14 protein-coding genes are annotated in these 15,728 nt (G+C 64.8%); 10 read left to right on the plus strand and 4 right to left on the minus strand.

The annotated features are described in order from the left end of the window. Positions 1 to 21: 21 nt before the first annotated feature. Together AC1RRJ_RS04140 and AC1RRJ_RS04145 are read left to right on the plus strand one after the other, a co-directional pair. The gene (locus AC1RRJ_RS04140; RefSeq protein ID WP_493120442.1) at positions 22 to 1,569 is read left to right on the plus strand and encodes an amidase; all 1,548 of its coding nucleotides are present in this window, start codon (positions 22 to 24) and stop codon (positions 1,567 to 1,569) included. 1,091 nt (positions 1,570 to 2,660) lie between these two features. Beyond that, complete coding sequence (locus AC1RRJ_RS04145) at positions 2,661 to 2,924, plus strand: hypothetical protein (RefSeq protein ID WP_493120706.1); 264 nt, start codon at positions 2,661 to 2,663, stop codon at positions 2,922 to 2,924. A gap of 122 nt (positions 2,925 to 3,046) precedes the next feature. Here the strand turns inward: AC1RRJ_RS04145 and AC1RRJ_RS04150 are convergent, their stop codons facing one another. Beyond that, positions 3,047 to 3,358: a hypothetical protein gene (locus AC1RRJ_RS04150; protein WP_493120443.1), complete on the minus strand. Its 312-nt coding sequence runs from the start codon at positions 3,356 to 3,358 to the stop codon at positions 3,047 to 3,049. Positions 3,359 to 3,373: 15 nt separating this feature from the next. Between AC1RRJ_RS04150 and argE the strand changes: the two genes are divergently transcribed. Beyond that, positions 3,374 to 4,570 (plus strand): acetylornithine deacetylase, encoded by a 1,197-nt coding sequence (gene argE / locus AC1RRJ_RS04155; protein WP_493120444.1) that lies wholly within the window; start codon positions 3,374 to 3,376, stop codon positions 4,568 to 4,570. A gap of 9 nt (positions 4,571 to 4,579) precedes the next feature. After that, positions 4,580 to 5,338, plus strand: a complete 759-nt coding sequence (locus AC1RRJ_RS04160; protein WP_493120445.1) for a GntR family transcriptional regulator — start codon at positions 4,580 to 4,582, stop codon at positions 5,336 to 5,338. 16 nt (positions 5,339 to 5,354) lie between these two features. Here the strand turns inward: AC1RRJ_RS04160 and AC1RRJ_RS04165 are convergent, their stop codons facing one another. The 3 genes from AC1RRJ_RS04165 to AC1RRJ_RS04175 are packed head-to-tail and all read right to left on the minus strand — an operon-like array spanning position 5,355 to position 10,821. Next, the gene (locus AC1RRJ_RS04165; protein ID WP_493120446.1) at positions 5,355 to 6,653 is read right to left on the minus strand and encodes a spinster family MFS transporter; all 1,299 of its coding nucleotides are present in this window, start codon (positions 6,651 to 6,653) and stop codon (positions 5,355 to 5,357) included. Continuing rightward, positions 6,650 to 8,644, minus strand: coding sequence for a S9 family peptidase (locus tag AC1RRJ_RS04170; RefSeq protein WP_493120447.1), 1,995 nt, complete (start codon positions 8,642 to 8,644; stop codon positions 6,650 to 6,652). The genes AC1RRJ_RS04165 and AC1RRJ_RS04170 overlap by 4 nt, the downstream gene beginning before the upstream one ends. 50 nt (positions 8,645 to 8,694) lie before the next feature. Further along, positions 8,695 to 10,821 carry a TonB-dependent receptor gene (locus AC1RRJ_RS04175; protein ID WP_493120448.1) on the minus strand — a complete coding sequence of 709 codons (2,127 nt, stop codon included), beginning with the start codon at positions 10,819 to 10,821 and terminating at the stop codon, positions 8,695 to 8,697. 133 nt (positions 10,822 to 10,954) lie between these two features. Between AC1RRJ_RS04175 and AC1RRJ_RS04180 the strand changes: the two genes are divergently transcribed. The 6 genes from AC1RRJ_RS04180 to AC1RRJ_RS04205 are packed head-to-tail and all read left to right on the plus strand — an operon-like array spanning position 10,955 to position 15,709. Continuing rightward, on the plus strand, positions 10,955 to 11,416 hold the full coding sequence (locus tag AC1RRJ_RS04180; protein ID WP_493120449.1) for an acyl-CoA thioesterase: 462 nt from the start codon (positions 10,955 to 10,957) through the stop codon (positions 11,414 to 11,416). Between the two features lie 16 nt (positions 11,417 to 11,432). Beyond that, positions 11,433 to 12,191, plus strand: coding sequence for an SDR family oxidoreductase (locus AC1RRJ_RS04185; RefSeq protein WP_493120450.1), 759 nt, complete (start codon positions 11,433 to 11,435; stop codon positions 12,189 to 12,191). After that, on the plus strand, positions 12,188 to 13,093 hold the full coding sequence (locus AC1RRJ_RS04190; protein ID WP_493120451.1) for a beta-keto acid cleavage family enzyme: 906 nt from the start codon (positions 12,188 to 12,190) through the stop codon (positions 13,091 to 13,093). Before AC1RRJ_RS04185 ends, AC1RRJ_RS04190 begins: the two co-directional genes overlap by 4 nt. Further along, complete coding sequence (locus tag AC1RRJ_RS04195; RefSeq protein WP_493120452.1) at positions 13,090 to 14,031, plus strand: hypothetical protein; 942 nt, start codon at positions 13,090 to 13,092, stop codon at positions 14,029 to 14,031. Before AC1RRJ_RS04190 ends, AC1RRJ_RS04195 begins: the two co-directional genes overlap by 4 nt. Next, positions 14,028 to 15,260 carry an aconitase X gene (locus AC1RRJ_RS04200; RefSeq protein ID WP_493120453.1) on the plus strand — a complete coding sequence of 411 codons (1,233 nt, stop codon included), beginning with the start codon at positions 14,028 to 14,030 and terminating at the stop codon, positions 15,258 to 15,260. The genes AC1RRJ_RS04195 and AC1RRJ_RS04200 overlap by 4 nt, the downstream gene beginning before the upstream one ends. Beyond that, the gene (locus tag AC1RRJ_RS04205; RefSeq protein ID WP_493120454.1) at positions 15,254 to 15,709 is read left to right on the plus strand and encodes an aconitase X swivel domain-containing protein; all 456 of its coding nucleotides are present in this window, start codon (positions 15,254 to 15,256) and stop codon (positions 15,707 to 15,709) included. The genes AC1RRJ_RS04200 and AC1RRJ_RS04205 overlap by 7 nt, the downstream gene beginning before the upstream one ends. The last annotated feature ends 19 nt before the right edge of the window (positions 15,710 to 15,728 follow it).

The raw sequence follows: 15,728 nt of genomic DNA on the forward strand, positions 1-15,728 counted from the left end.
ACTGCCCCGGAGGCGATTGCCATGACAGACAAGATTTCGAAGACCATGCTGCAATCGCCTCTTTCGCGGCGCCATATGATGAAGGCGGGTGCAGCGCTGTCCGCGTCCGCCCTCGTCGTCGACTCCGCTTTCGCCGCGGCGCCGAAGGACGATATTCTCGGCACCCACGACATGACGGGGCTCGCCGAGCTGGTCCAGCGCCGCAAGGCGTCGCCGACCGAGTTGCTCGACGCCGCGATCGCGCGTGCCGAAGCGCTCAATCCGCGCTTCAACTTCATGGCGCAGAAACATTATGACTATGGCCATGCCGCGATCGCCAGGGGCTTGCCCAAGGGGCATTTTACCGGAGTTCCCTGGCTGCTCAAGGATCTCAACACCTATATCGCGGGCGAACTGACCGAACAGGGCAGCCGTTATTACAAGGGCAACCGCGCGACCGTCACCTCAGAGCTGGTAAAGCGCCACGAGCGCGCCGGGCTGGTGATCTTCGGCAAGACCACCGTTCCCGAATTCGGGTTGACGGGCACCACTGAATCGCGCGCAACCGGGCTGACCCGCAACCCATGGAATTCAGACTATACATCGGGTGGATCGAGCGGCGGTGCTTCGTCCGCCGTCGCCGCGGGCGTCGTGCCGGGCGCGCATGCCACCGATGGCGGCGGATCGATCCGCGTGCCCGCATCCTGCTGCGGCCTCTTCGGGCTGAAGCCCAGCCGCGGCCGCGTGCCGATGGGGCCGCCGCGAAGCGAAGGCTGGGGCGGCATGGCGATCCATCATGCGGTGACGTGGAGCGTGCGCGACAGCGCGGCACTGCTCGACGCGACCCACGGCACCGAGCGCGGCTCGCGTTATGGCGCTCCAACCCCCGAGCGCAGCTTTTTGGAAGAAGTGCTGCGCAAGCCGGGTCGGCTGCGCATCGCGCTCAACGTCACGACGCCGATGGGCACCCCCGTCGATCCCGAATGCGTCGCCGCGGTGCGCGACGCCGCTGCGCTTTGCGAAAGCCTCGGCCATCATGTCGAGGAAACCGCGCCCAAGGTCGATCATGCCGCGCTCGGCCGCGCCGTTTTCACCATCATCTCCGCATCGATCGCCGCTGACTTGCGCGCGCGCGAAGCGGCGACTGGCATCGTCGCGGGGCCCGAGATGATCGAGACCGTGACCCGCGCCTTTTACGACATGGGGATGAAGACCAGCGGGGTCGATTTTGCACAGGCGAACAGCGATCTACTGGTCGCCGCGACGACGGTCGCCGACTTCATGGACAATTATGATCTGCTGCTGTCGCCGACGCTGGCCTCGCCGCCGGTCAAGCTCGGCATCCTCGGCCTCTCGCCCGCCGACATCACCGCCTATTATAAGGCGGTCACTGAATTCGGCCCGTTCAGCGCGCTGTTCAACCAGACCGGCCAGCCGAGCATGTCAGTGCCGCTTGCCATGTCGAAGGCGGGGCTGCCGATCGGGGTGATGTTCAGCGCCCGCTATGGCGACGAAGCAACGCTGTTTCGCCTCGCCGGCCAACTTGAACGTGCGGCGTCTTGGGCCGGGCGCAGGCCGCGCTCGGCATAAAGTTCCGCGCCGATCCCTCTCGAACGCGATGACGCGTTCGGGCGTTGCCTTATCGTGTCCGCCGCGGGAGTGACGCCCGATCGTCAGATTCGCGACGGCTGAAATGATTGCAGAATCAAATTTCAGCACGTGACCGGGAATGGCGGTTATCGATTTTTCGGGACCGAAAGCTGCCTGACCGCTACCGGCCAGTGGCTGCTGCTGTGTTGGCTGGGTTTCGGGTGGATGTTTGGAGCGGTTGGACCGGCGATTATCCGCTCACCTGTGAGCACACAGGCATCTGGCTGCATTTCATCTCGCTGCATCTCGGCAATCGACCATGACTGGAGCCCCCATGTCGATATCGAAAACATCGTATGAGCTCGACAAAAATGCGGGACTGCGACACTTCCATTTCTGATCCCGCGAAACCGCCGTTCGATTATTTGGTACCCACTTTCCGCAAAATGTGGGGGAATATGTGGGGGAGAAATTTTGAGTTGGCTCACTAAGTATTGAAATTAAAAGCGAGAATTCTCTCGTTCGATACAAGCCCTGCCACCAGGGGTTTTCCCCACACGACCGAGAGCACCCATAGAAAGCCAAGCGTTTACGCGGCTTGCGGGTGATCCATGTCCCCACACGTCCATACCGATCCGGACGCGTCAAATTTCTCCTGAGGGAGAAAATGTGGGAAAAAATGGAACATGCCAAATCTAACTGCGGTCAGAGTAAAATAGGGAGATCGACCGGGTCGCAACGGCGACGGCCTCTTTCTGGTCGTGTAGGCGGGCGGATCGAAGAGCTGGGTCTGTCGTGTCCGGAAGTTCGGGCGACGACATGGCTTCGGTCTCGGGGAGTGCATCGAAAGTGCCGCTCGCTCATGCCCGAGAGTTGGCTCGCGAAACCCGCATCCGGGTAGAGGGCGGGACTCGACCCGCGATACGAGCGCAGGATGGCGCCGGGTATTCTGACGTTCAGCGAGGCCGATGACATCCTTGGCCATCCTGTGGCCGGAGCGAGTTGGGAAAGTCTCGTCATCGAAACGCTGATCGTGGCTGCTCAGGAGGGCGCGCGGGCCAACGGTCGCGGGCGCCGAGATCAACCTCGTTCTGACGCGTTCTGGCGGCGCGCTCGGGGCGGTCGAGACCAAGCGGAGCCTGCAACCGAAACTCGAACGCGGCTTTCATCACGCCTGCAGCGATTTGGATCCGGCCCGGCGATTGCTGACCTATCCGGGGGATGAGCGGTATCCGCTGGCTGAAGGTGTCGAAGTAATGCCACTCAATACAGCGGGCGAAGCGCTTCGCGATCTCGTGATTGCTAGAGATGGCGTGCGCGGCTGCTTTGCGCCGGATTCCTGCCATTTGGATTAGTGTCGGATTACGGCCTTCGGGAGGGATTATCTGCGCTCAGCAACCGAGCCCGGCGCCTGCGTGACTCGCCAGCATCGGCGTGCGCCTGATCCAGGTCGTGCGGGCCGTGATCGACCTGTGCCCTAAAGCTCTGCCCCGTGGGCCGCGATATTATCGATGAAGGCCTGTCCGGAATTGGCAAGGCTGCGGCTGTCCTCGCTCCAGTCGAAGAGGGGCACGGAATTGAGGACAGGCGATGCAGCTGCAATTTTTCCATCTGCCCGCTCGTCCCATCTCATTGAGTGTAAACGCTGTTGACTGCCGACAAGAAAAATACAATATGTATACACCAATCTATCGTTGGCATCCGCAACAGGGGTTTTCATGCAAGAGGGTTTTGAACGGCGCGCGCGGACGAGATGCGTGCGGCGGTCTTTCGCGTCGTTGGCGGACATCAAGGGGCGGGGGCGATGACCGGTGCGCCGCGCAGCGACGACAATCTTGCCCCCGCGCTCGCGGCGTCGGCGATCGACATCCTCGGGCACCTGATCGCGTTCGACACCACCTCTTCGGGTTCGAACCTTGCGCTGATCGATTATGTCGAGACCTATCTGGCGGGGCATGGCGTCGCCGCGCGGCGGATTGCGAACGCCGATGGCAGCAAGGCGAACCTGCTCGCGACGATCGGTCCTGTGGGCGCGCGGGGAATTGTGCTGTCAGGCCATACCGACGTCGTTCCGGTCGAAGGCCAGCCATGGAGCCGCGATCCCTTCACCCTCGTCGAGCATGAAGGGCGGCTCTATGGGCGCGGTACCGCCGATATGAAAAGCTTCATCGCGCTGGCGCTCGCGGCGGTGCCCTATCTTTCCCCCTCGACGATGACGCGTCCGGTCCATCTCGCCTTTTCCTATGACGAGGAGATTGGCTGTCTCGGCGCGCCCGACCTGATCGATGCGCTGGTGGCCGAGGGGCACCGCCCCGTGGCAGCGATCGTCGGCGAACCGACCGACATGGCGATCATCAACAGCCACAAGGGCATCCATCTTTATGAAGTCGTCGTCACCGGGCGCGAGGCGCATTCGAGCCTGGTGCATGAGGGTGTTTCGGCGAACATGGTCGCGATCGAGATATTGGCGGCGCTCGGACGGATCGCCGAAAGCGAGCGCACGGATCATCGCGATGCGCGCTTCGACCCGCCCTGGTCCACACTGACGGTGGGCACGATCCATGGCGGCACGGCGGCGAATATCCTCGCCCGCGAATGCCGCTTTACCTTCGACCTGCGCACAGTGCCCGACCGCGATATCGATGCCGTGCTCGCCCCCTTCTGGGCGGCGATCGAGGAAGCGCGGGCGCGCCTGAAGCTGGAGGGCGGGGAAACCGGCGTTGTGGTTCACCCGATCGCGCAGGTGCCGCCGCTGCGGCGCGAGGAAGATGGGGTGGCCGAACATTTTGCCGCAATGCTGAGCGAAGTTGTGACCCTTCCGGGCGCGGTCTCCTATGGCGCCGAGGCGGGGCAGTTCCAGACGGCCGGTGTGTCGACGGTGATTTGCGGCCCGGGTTCGATCATGCAGGCGCATCGTCCCGACGAATTTATCGAGATTGCGCAAATCGAGGCGGGCGCGCGCTTCATGTCGAGGTTGATTGCGATCACCCATGCAGAGTAGAGATCGGCGATGTGCGCAGCCCGAACCAAATCCGCAAAAGTCGCCGAATCAATCGAGGTGGTCGACATAAGCGACGAGATTGCCCGTCAGTCTTCGGGGCAGAAGGTCTATTCGCTGCTGCGCGAGCAGATACTGAACCTCGACCTGCCGCCGAACACCGAGCTGGATGAGGTCCAGTTCAGCCGCGAACTGGGCGTTTCGCGCACCCCGATCCGCGAGGCGCTGATCCGGCTCGCGTCCGACAGCCTTGTCGTGCTGGCACCGAACCGCGGCGCGCGCGTTGCGCCGCTCGACCTCGATCAGGTGCCGCAGGTCCTCGAAGCGCTCGAGCTTTATGAGCGCGCGACGACGCGCTGGGCGGCGCTGCGCCGACAGCCGCACCATCTCGATCTGCTCGAACAGCGCAACCGCGAGTTTGCGGCCGCGAGCGAAACGCGCGACCCGCGGCAGATCGTCGAGGCGAACTGGGCGTTTCACGATGCGATCAATCAGGCGTGCGGAAACAAGTATCTTGCCGCCGACTGCTCGAAGATGCTGCGCGGCGTGATGCGGCTGTCGTTGCTCGCCTTTCGCCAGAATGGCGCGGCGCTGCTGAGCTATTCGGATGTCATCGATCAGCATAACCAGATGATCGATGCGATCCGCCGCGGCGATGCGGTCGAGGCCGAACGGCTCGTCTATGAACATTCGGACGAGTTTCGCGAGCGGATGAAGGCCTTTATCGCCGGTTCCAGCACCGCCGATTTCTCGCTGTCCGGCCGCGGCTGAGCCGCGGCCGCCAGCCTCAATCCTCCAGATCCTCCGCGACCTTGCCGCTTGCGCGGTAGAAGAAATATGCGGTCGGAACGGTCAGCGCCATGACGATGATCAGCGCATAGCGCAGCCCTTCGGGGCCATGGATCGCGCTGAAATGATCGCTGAGCGCGCCGGTGATCACCGGGCCAAGCCCGAAACCGAGCAGGTTCCCGAAGAAGAGGACGACCGCGATTGCCGTCGCGCGGCGCGCGCTGCCGCATACCGCGTGGATCGCGGCGAAGGCGGCGGGCAGGGCAGCGTAGAGCAGGATGCCGCCAATCGTGCTGACGACCAGAAAGGTGGGAAGGTCGTCGATCAGGAACATCGCGCAATTGGGCACCGCCGCGAGGCCAAAGGCGATCGCGGGGAAGCGGACGATCCAGCGCGGATCGCGCCGCGACAGCGCATCCTGGATCGCGCCGCCGGCGAGGCTACCGATCAGCACCGCAAACGCCGAGGTCGCGCCGTAGTAAAGCCCCGCCTCTTCGATCGGGCTTTCGATCACGCGGACGAGATAGGAGGGGACGAAGACGAGCGAGCCATAGGCGGCGAAATGATAGAGGGTGAAGCCCGTGAGCATCAACACGAAGGATCGTTTTCCGGCGAGGCGCCCGACCGATGTGCGAAAATCTTCGCTGCTGCCGCGCCGCGCCGCGGCATCGGCGCGCTGGCGCGGCTCGTCGAGCACCCAATAAACGAGCGCAGCGATCAGCAGGCCGGGCAGGCCGAAGGCGACGAGGGTCGCGCGCCAGCCATAGGCGGCGACGAGTTGCGATCCCGCCGACAGGCCGATCAGATAGCCGACGGTTCCCGATGTTGCGAAAATGCCGATCGCGCGGGCGCGCTGCGCGGTCGGGAAATAATCGACGATCAGCGACTGGGCGGGCGGGGTTGCGCCGGCCTCTCCCACCCCCACGCCGATGCGCGCGAGAAGCAGCTGCCAGAAGCTGGCCGCCGCGGCGCAGAGCACGGTCATCAGGCTCCACACCGAAATCGCGACCGCGATCAGTTTCTTGCGGTTACCGCGATCCGCGAAGCGCGCAATCGGCAACCCGAACGCCGAATAGAGCAAGGCGAAGGATAGGCCGCTCAGCAGGCCGAGCTGCGTGTCGGAGACCTGAAACTCGTGCTTGATCGGTTCGAGCAGCACCGAGATGACGACGCGGTCAATCGAGCTTGAGGCACCGACGAGGAACAGGATCGCGAGGAAGGTCCAGCGCCGCGAGGGGGTGTAGAGATGCGCCGCGCCGCCGCCCTGCGTGGCGGCGGGGGGAGGGGGCGTACTCAATTGCGACCTTCCCATTGTGCGAACCAGCGCAGCACGCGGCTTCCCTGATCGATCTGCGCCTCGTAGCGCGCGGCGGCGTGGCCCTCTTCGGGATAGAGAACCAGTTCGGTCGGCACATCACCCAGGACGAGCGCGTGGTGGAACTGCACCGCCTGTGCTGGCGGCGTGGTCTTGTCCATCTCGCCCGCGATCAGCAGCGTCGGGGTCGTCACCTTGTTCGCATGCGCCAGCGGGCTTCGCTGGTCGAAGACGCCGCCAACGTCATAGGGATCGCCGCCCGAATAGAGCGACAGGAATTCGGGATGATGCGCGGTGAAATACTGGCTGCGCATGTCGGTCAGCGGCGCGATTGCGCACGCGGCCTGAAAGCGTCCCGTCTGGCCTACGAGCCAGGTGGTCATGAAGCCGCCGTAGCTGCCGCCGGTGACGAACAGTCGGCTGCCGTCGACCGGGTGGTTGGCGATCACATGATCGATGCCCGCCAATATGTCGTGCGCATCCTCGCCCGCCATGTCGTCGATCACGCGGCTCGCGAAATCGAGCCCGCGTCCCGAACTGCCACGCGGGTTGGGAAAGAGCACGGCATAGCCCGAACTGACGAGCAGCGCCGCGAGCGGGTTGTCGAAGCTCCAGCTGTCGCGGAACAGGTGCGAGGGGCCGCCGTGGATGAAGGCGATAAGGGGGGGGCGCTCGACCCCCTCGGGCATCGCGAGATAGCCGAGGATTTCGAGCCCGTCGCGGCCCTGCCAGCGTACGACTTCGGCGGGTTTCATCCGCGCCTGGATGGGCGCCAGATCGGGCGGGGTGAGATCGAGCAGCATCTGTTCGCCCGCGGCATCCAAGCGCGCAAGATAGGGATAGCGATCGAAAGCATGGCCGGGGACGAGAACCGCATCACGTCCTTCGGGGACCGCATAGGGTACTTTGCGGCCCGCCGTGCCCGAGGCGCGCCACTCGATTGACGTGGTGCCGCTGGCGAGGTCGAGCGTCCCTGCAACCGATCCGGGCGCGGCGAAGCCGGCGAAGAAGAGGCGGTTCGCGTCGCGCCACGCGAGCGCCGAAACCTGCGCGCCGATATCGGGTTCGCGCGCCGCGCCGGTCGCGCGGTCGTAGAGGATGAGCGAGCCGAGCTGGACGGTGCGGTGGAAGCGTCCCTCGATCACCGCGATCGTCTTGCCGTCGGGCGAGGCTGTCACGCCTGCGATCTCGACTTCGGGCGCGGCAAAGCGTTCGAACGGGCCGCCCGCCGCCGGGGCGATCGCGATTTCGGTCTGGTACCAGCCGCCCTCGGTCGGGCTGGCGGAGGTGATCGCGACAATGGCGTCGGGGCCGCACCAGTCGGCCTCCCAGACATTCTGGCCCTCGGCGCCGACACGCGCGAGTGCGCCGCTTGCGATGTCGAGGATATGCGCATGGCGCCACAGGCCGTCGTGGCCGCCCGTTTCGACGGTCGGCATCCATGAGGGGCGTTCGCTGGCGCCGCCGCCGATCCGCGCGGTTGCGGCCGATCCGGCGGCATCGGCGCCGGCGTCGGCGCTCTGAAGCAGGATATGGCGGCTGTCGGCCGCCCAGACGAAACTCTCGATTGCTTCGCCGGCGATGGGCGCGGGCGCGGTGGCGGTATCGGGCGCGTCAGCCGGCGCGATCATCAGCTGGAAATTGCCCGCGCCATGATCGCGGTCGGACAGAAAGGCGAGGCGGGCGCCGTCGGGCGACCATTTCGGCTGACTGTCGTTCGCGGCATCGTTGCCGAGAAGCGTGACGGCGCCGTCGGGGGCGAGAAGGCCGATGCGCGTGACCGGAAAGCCGCCGCCGGCGCGCATCATCGGGCCCGAAAAGGCGATGACGCCGCTCGCCGGATTGGCCGCGACATGGACGATGCCGTGCAACTGCGCGGCGCCGGGGCGATAGAGGCGCTCGAAATAGTCGCGGACGCGGGCTTCGACCGGATCGGCTGCGGGGGAGGAGGGGATTTTATCCGGGGAGGTCACGGGCAAACCTTTTGAAAAGGGGGCCGGATTGCTCCGGCCCCCATAGAGACTCAATAGCGGAATTCGAACTGCAGGCCGAAGGTGCGCGGACGCACGCGATACTGCTGGCTGATATCCGTCGGGGGCTGGGTGATGCCGTCCCAGCCGCCGATATTTTCGGCGTAAAGCGTGGCCGTCCACTTGTCGGGCGATTCGATCCCGATGCTGCCGCGCGCGAGCAGGGGGGCGTCGCTGATGAAGCTTCGCGCAGCGCCCGCGACGAGCAGGCGCGCGGGGATTTTCGAGCGATAGGTCAGCGATCCCGACAGCACGCCCTTCAGGCCCGCGTCTCCGACCGGGAAGCGGTAATCGAGGAAGCCGCTCGCCGTATATTCGGGCGAGAAGGCGAGGCGATCGCCCTTTTTGTAGAGCGTGACGGGGCCGCCCGCGGTCTGCGTGACGATCGGACCCGACAGGTCGAGGCCGTTCCAGCTGAAGGTGCCGCCGATGTCGAGGCCTTCGACCGGGTGCGCGGTGAGCGCGAGGTCGGCGCCGAGGCCGCTGGCTTTCGGCCCGTTGACCGATGCGGCGAAGACGACGCCGTTGATATCGACGTTCAGATTCTGCTGAATGTCTTTCCAGTCGATATAATAGAGCGCGGCATCGAAGGTGAGTCCGCCGCCCAGCAGGCTGCCCTTGGCGCCGACTTCATAGTTCGACAGGCGGTCAGCCTTGACCGGCGGGATGCCGGGGGCGGTGCGGATGATCGTCGGGCTCTGGTTGAAGCCGCTGCGGAAGCCCTGCGAATAGGAGGCATAGGCCGTGAACCGCCGGCTCGGCAGCCAGGTGATCACCGCGCGCGGAGTCACCGCATCGAAGGTGTCGGTGCGGCGCGCGAGCGGCTGCGCGGGATTGCCTGTGGTCGGCGTGAGCTCGATCTGGGTCACGCGATCCTTGAAATAGCGCAGCCCGCCGGTGACTTCGAGCGTGCCGTCCATGAAGCTACGCGTGACTTCGCCGAACGCCGCGAAAGAGCGCGACTTGTCTTTGAAGTTGATCGGCGCGGGAAGGACGAACAAGGTCTGGCTCAGAAGATCGGATGCGTCGCGGTAGAAGCCCCCGACCGACCAGCGCCAGTCGCCGCCGCCGGTCGAATTGATCAGCACCTCTTCGGTGAAGATCTTCGAGCTGATTTCGGTGTGGAGCGTCTGGTTGGCGGCGAGATTGGTATAGTCGCGCTCGCTGAGGTTGGAGAATTTGAGGTAGCTCGTCGCGCTCGACACTTCAAACGCGCCGAAGTCATAGCCGAGCTTGGCGCTGAACGCGTCATAGTTGAGCTTCTGCGGCAGCGGCACGGTGGTCAGCTGGTTGCCGTCATCATTGGCATAGGCGGGCGCATCCTGATCGATGCGCGAGATCCATGCCGACAGGCCAAAGCTGAAGGCGTCGGTCGGCTGGCCGTTGAGCTTGATGCGGACGTTGCGCGAGCGGCTGTCGTTGGCGTTGTTGACGCCGCGTGCGGGCTGATCGATCCAGCCGCCGGCGCTTTCGAAACCGCCGACGACGCGGAGGCCGAGCTTGCCCTCGACGAGCGGGATATTGACCGCCATGTCGCCGCGATAGCTCTGGTCGCCGCCTTCGGTCGCCGCGACGCCGGCGCGGGTCTTGAGTTCGAAGCGGTCAAGATTGGCGTCGTTGGTGAGGACGCGCACGACGCCGTTCAGCGCGTTGGCGCCATAGAGCGTGCCCTGCGGCCCGCGCAGCACTTCGATCCGCGACATGTCATAGGCGTTGGTGTCGGGAAGGATCGCCGACTTCACGAGGCCAAAGGGAACCGAGTCGATATAGAAGGCCGAGGTGCTCGACCCCGCGAGCGTCGCGCCGTTCGCGGCGACGCCGCGAATCGTGAGCTGGGTTCCGCCGCCCTGCGGCGAGTTGGTGATCGAGATGCCGGCGACCGAACGCAGGGCTTCGCTGACGCCGCCGCTGGCCTGGGCATCTAGATCCTTGCCGCCGAGCGAGGTGATCGAGATCGGAACATCCTGGAGCCGTTCCGCGCGCTTTTGCGCGGTCACCACGATTTCGTTCGCGCTCTCGGCGCCGTCGGCTTCATCGGCCGTCTGCGCGAGGGCGGGGGTCGCCCACAACAGAGCGGCGAGAACGCCAAGGCCGGATCCAGTCTTCAACTTGCTACGCATAATATCCCCTTTTGCACTTTTTTAGGATTGTGACGAGAGTGCGAATACCCAGTGAACACATTGTGTATAATCTGTGTAGACAAGTCAAGCGCGGGTGATTAGTCCGGTGCCATCGGCAACGGAGAGGCGCGTCATGGAACCGGAAAACACCGTGGAATCAGTGGGAAGCGTGCCGGTCGAGACTTTTCGCGGAGTCGTCTTTCCCTGGCATTGCGACGCGATGGGGCACATGTCGGTGCAGCATCAGGTGCCGCTGCTCGATAATGCGGTTTATCATTTGCTGGGTTTTTTTGGCCCGACAGCGGGGCAGGTTGATGGCCGCAACGCGGGCTGGGCCGATGTCTCGCACGAGATTCGCTACCTTCACGAACTGATCGCGGGCGACCTGCTGATCCTTACGAGCGGCATCCTGTCGATCGGACGCACATCGCTGCGGCACCGGACGATCCTGTCGCGGCGCTCCGACGCCACGGCCTGCACAATATTGGAAGGCGTCACCGTCCGCTTCGATCTCGACGCGCGCAAGGCGACGCCCTTGTCGGATCGCGAACGCCGCATCGCCGGGCAGCTGATGCTGCCGGCCGAAACGAACTGAACTCAAGGGAGATTTTATGGAACGGGTATTGGTCACAGGGGCGGGCGACAGCGTCGGCCGCGCGATTGCCGAGCGTTTTCTGCAAAAGGGCGCCAAGGTGCACATCTGCGACGTGCGCGGCGATGCGGTCGCGGCGACGCTGGCGGCGAATCCGGGAATGAGCGGCAGCGTCACCGATGTCGGCGTGCGCGCCGAAGTCGATGCCTTGTTTGCGGATGTCCTCGCGAACGTCGGCGACCTCACGATCCTGGTGAACGTCGTCGGCATGGCGGGCCCGCGCGCCGCGATCGAGGATATCGACGAGGATGAGTGGGACAAGACGATCGGGGTCAACCTGTCGGGCATGTTCTATACGATGAAGCGCGCCGTTCCGATGCTGAAGGCGAACGGCGGCGGCTCGATCGTCAATTTCTCGACCTGTTCGACGCGCACCGGCATTCCGTTTCGTGCGCCCTATATCGCGTCGAAAGCCGGGGTCGAGGGGCTGACGAAGAACAGCGCGCGCGAGCTTGGCCCGTCGGGCATCCGCGTCAACGCGATCCTGCCCGGCATCATCAACAACGACCGCTTTCGCTTCATCGTCCAGCGCAACGTCGACGCGACCGGCCGCAGCTTCGACGACATCGAGAATGACTATCTCAAATATGTGTCGCTGCGCTGCAAGGTCGAGCTCAGCGAGTTCGCCGACATGGTCGAATTCATCACCTCGGACGCCGGCAAGAAGATCACCGGCGAGATCATCGCCGTGAGCGGCAATATGGAATGGGAAGAATGACGATGAGCAAGAAGACGATCCTGACCTGCGCGGTGACCGGCGGCGCGCCTTACAACAAGAAGCATCCGTCGATGCCGGTGACGCCGAAGCAGATCGCCGACGCCTGTATCGAAGCGGCCTCGGCCGGGGCGAGCATCGTCCATATCCACGTCCGCGATCCGGAAACGGGCGAAGGCAATCGCGACCGCGCGCATTTCCGCGAAGTCGTCGACCGCGTGCGCCAGACCGGCACCGATATCGTGCTCAATCTGACGTGCGGCATGGGCGCCTATTTCCTGCCCGATCCTGAAAATGAGGGGCATATGCTGCCCGGCAGCGATGTCGTCGGTGTCGACGAGCGCGTCGCGCATGTCGAGGAATTGCTTCCCGAGATTGCGACGCTGGACATCGTCACCAACAATCAGGTCGAAGGGCCGACCGAATATATTTATTTCAGCCCGACGCACACGCTGCGCGCGATGGCGAAGCGGTTCCAGGCGGCGGGGGTCAAACCCGAACTCGAAGTGTTCGGCGCCGGCGACATATTGTTCGGCAACAAGCTGGTCGAGGAAGGGTTGATCGATGGTCCGCCGATGATGCAGATGGTGCTGGGTGTGCAATGGGCGGCACCGCACGGTGTGGAGACGATCCTGTATCAGAAGAGCCTGATGGCTCCCGGCACGATCTGGGGCGCATTCGGTATCGGCCGCGAACAGATGCCGATGCTGGCGCACACGCTGTTGCTCGGCGGCAATATCCGGGTCGGGCTGGAGGATAATCTCTATATGTCGCGCGGCGTCTGGGCGACCAATGGCCAGCTGGTCGAGCGCGCCTATACGCTCGTCAACGCGGTCGGCGGCTATGAGGTCGCAACGCCCGCCGAAACGCGCGAAATGCTGAAGCTCAGAACCCCGGGCGCATGACCGGGGCGATGGCGACCATCCCCTATTATGACGCCGAAGCGGTCGCGCGGGCAACACCGATGCCCGCGCTGATCGCGGCGTTGCGGCGTGCCTTTGCTTGCGGCGAATATCATGCGCCGCCGCGGCTGGCCGCCGATATGGGCGGCGCGTCGCTGCTCGTCATGCCGGCGTGGAAGGGGAGTGCGCGGGTCGGGACGAAAATCGTCACCGTCGACCCGCGCGCGCGTCCTTCGATCCAGTCGACCTATATATTGAGCGATCGGGCCTCCGGGCGTCCCGTCGCGGCGCTTGACGGGGCCGTGCTCACCCGCCGCCGCACGGCCGCGGCGTCGGTTCTCGCCGCATCGCGGCTTGCACGGCGTGCGTCCGCCACCTTGTTCATCATCGGCACCGGCGCTCTCAATGCGCCAATCATCGAAGCCTATGCCTCCGCTTTTGAATTGAAACAGGTCCTGGTCTGGGGCCGCGATCCGGACAAGGCTGAGGCGGCGGCGCGCGCAGCGCGCGCGCTGGGATATCCTGCAGCGGCAATCGCGACGGTCGAGGCGGGACTCGCGGCGGCCGATATCGTGTCGGCCGCGACGCTCGCGACCTCGCCGCTGATCGCGGGAGCAGTCCTGCGGCCCGGTATGCACATCGACCTGATCGGCGCCTTCCGCCCCGACATGTGCGAGGCCGATGCAGAAGCTTTTGCCCGTGCACGCATTTTCGTCGACACGCACGAAGGCGCGATGGAAGAGGCGGGCGATTTGTTGCAGGCGATCGCTGCGGGTGCGATCGGCGCGGACGCGATCGAAGCAGATCTTGCGGCGCTCTGTTCCGGCGCGCATCCGGGCCGCGGCGGGGATGACAGGGCGATCACCCTGTTCAAGTCGGTGGGCACTGCAATTGAGGATCTTGCGGCGGCCGAACTCGTTGTAGGGGACGTCGCGCCGTGAAGCTTGAACCGATCGACCAGACGCTGCTGGCGGGCGAACATGGCGCCGCTGCCGCGCGCGCCATGGCGCTTCTTGTGCGTTACGGCACCGCATGCGGCGCCGATCGCTTCATCGACATCGAGTCCGCGCATATTGACGGTTGCCTCTATCACGGACCGTCGAGCATCGATTTTGCGCAGCATTTTGTCGATCTCGGTGGAAAGGTTCGCGTCCCGACGACCCTCAATGTCGCGGCGGTCGATGTCACCCACCCCGGCTGGAATTGCGGCCCCCCCGAAATCATCGCGCAGCAGGAGACGCTGACCCGTCTGCACGAGCAGCTCGGATGCCTGCCGACGCTAACGTGCGCGCCCTATCAGCGGATGGCGCGTCCGCGGCGCGGCGAGCATGTCGCCTGGGCGGAGTCCAACGCGATCGTTTTCATCAATTCGGTGCTCGGCGCGCGGACCGACCGTTATGGCGATTTCACCGACCTTTGCGCGGCATTGACCGGGCGCGTACCGCTCGCGGGCCTTCACTGCGACGAAGCTCGGCGGCCGGCGATTCTGTTCGAATTGCCTTCGCTCGAGGAGACCGCTTTGCCGCGCGACCTTTATTTTGCAGCGATCGGCTATGTCGTTGGCCGCCGTGCACCGGGCATCGTCCCCTATTTGCGCGGCCTTCCGCTCGATGCGAGCGAGGACGAGCTGAAAGCGCTTGGAGCGACGGGCGCGTCGTCGGGCGCGCTCGCGTTGTTCCATGCCGAAGGCGTGACGCCCGAGGCTGCGGATATGCCGACCGAGGGCGTGAAGGTCGAGGTCGTATCACCGGCTGAGCCTGCGGCGGCGATCGCATCGCTCTGTTGCGCGGCCGAGGGCGAGGCGGTCGCGGCGGTCTGTCTCGGCACGCCGCACTATTCGATCCGGGAGTTCGCGCAGCTCAACCGTTCGGTCGAGGGTCGCTGCCGGTCGCCAGAGACCGAGGTCTATGTATCGACCTCGCGTGAGATCGCGGCCGAGGTCGCGGCGGATCCGGCATTTGATGCCTTGCGCGCTTTCGGCGTCAACATGATCGTCGACACCTGCACCTATCTTGCGCCCGTCGTTCGCCAGACGTCGGGTCTGATCCTCACGACATCGGGAAAATATGCTCACTATGGCCCCGGCAATCTCGGGCGACGCGTGGCGCTGATGACGCTCGAACGCTGCATTCGTTCGGCCGAAGCGGGCGTGGTGGCGACGCCATGCTGATCCACGGACACGCCTTGATCGAGGGAATGGCAAGCGGGGCCCTGCTGAAGCTCACCGAGCCGCTGAGCCTGTGGGGCGGGGTCGATCTGCAAACGGGGGGCATCGTCGATGCCTCGCACCCCCAGCGGGGCGCGGTGCTGGCCAATCGGCTGCTCGCGATGCCGGGAAGCCGGGGATCCTCCTCTTCTTCGAGCGCCCTCGTCGAACTCGCGCGGGCCGGGCGCGCGCCCGCCGGGGTGATCACGACGCGGAGCGATCCGATCCTCACCATCGGCGCGCTGGTCGCCGATTATCTCTATGGTGCGGCCATCCCGATCCTGATCGTGTCTGACGAAGACTTCGTAAGGCTTCGGTGCGGCACGGCAGGTCATTTATGGTGCGAAAGCGACCAAGCCGTGCTGACCTTTTCAATGCATGAGCCGGTCCGGTTCTCGAAACCTTCGGTCTAGGTGATGTGGAACTGACGTT

This window comes from Sphingopyxis sp. GW821-FHT12C06, from assembly GCF_058807415.1.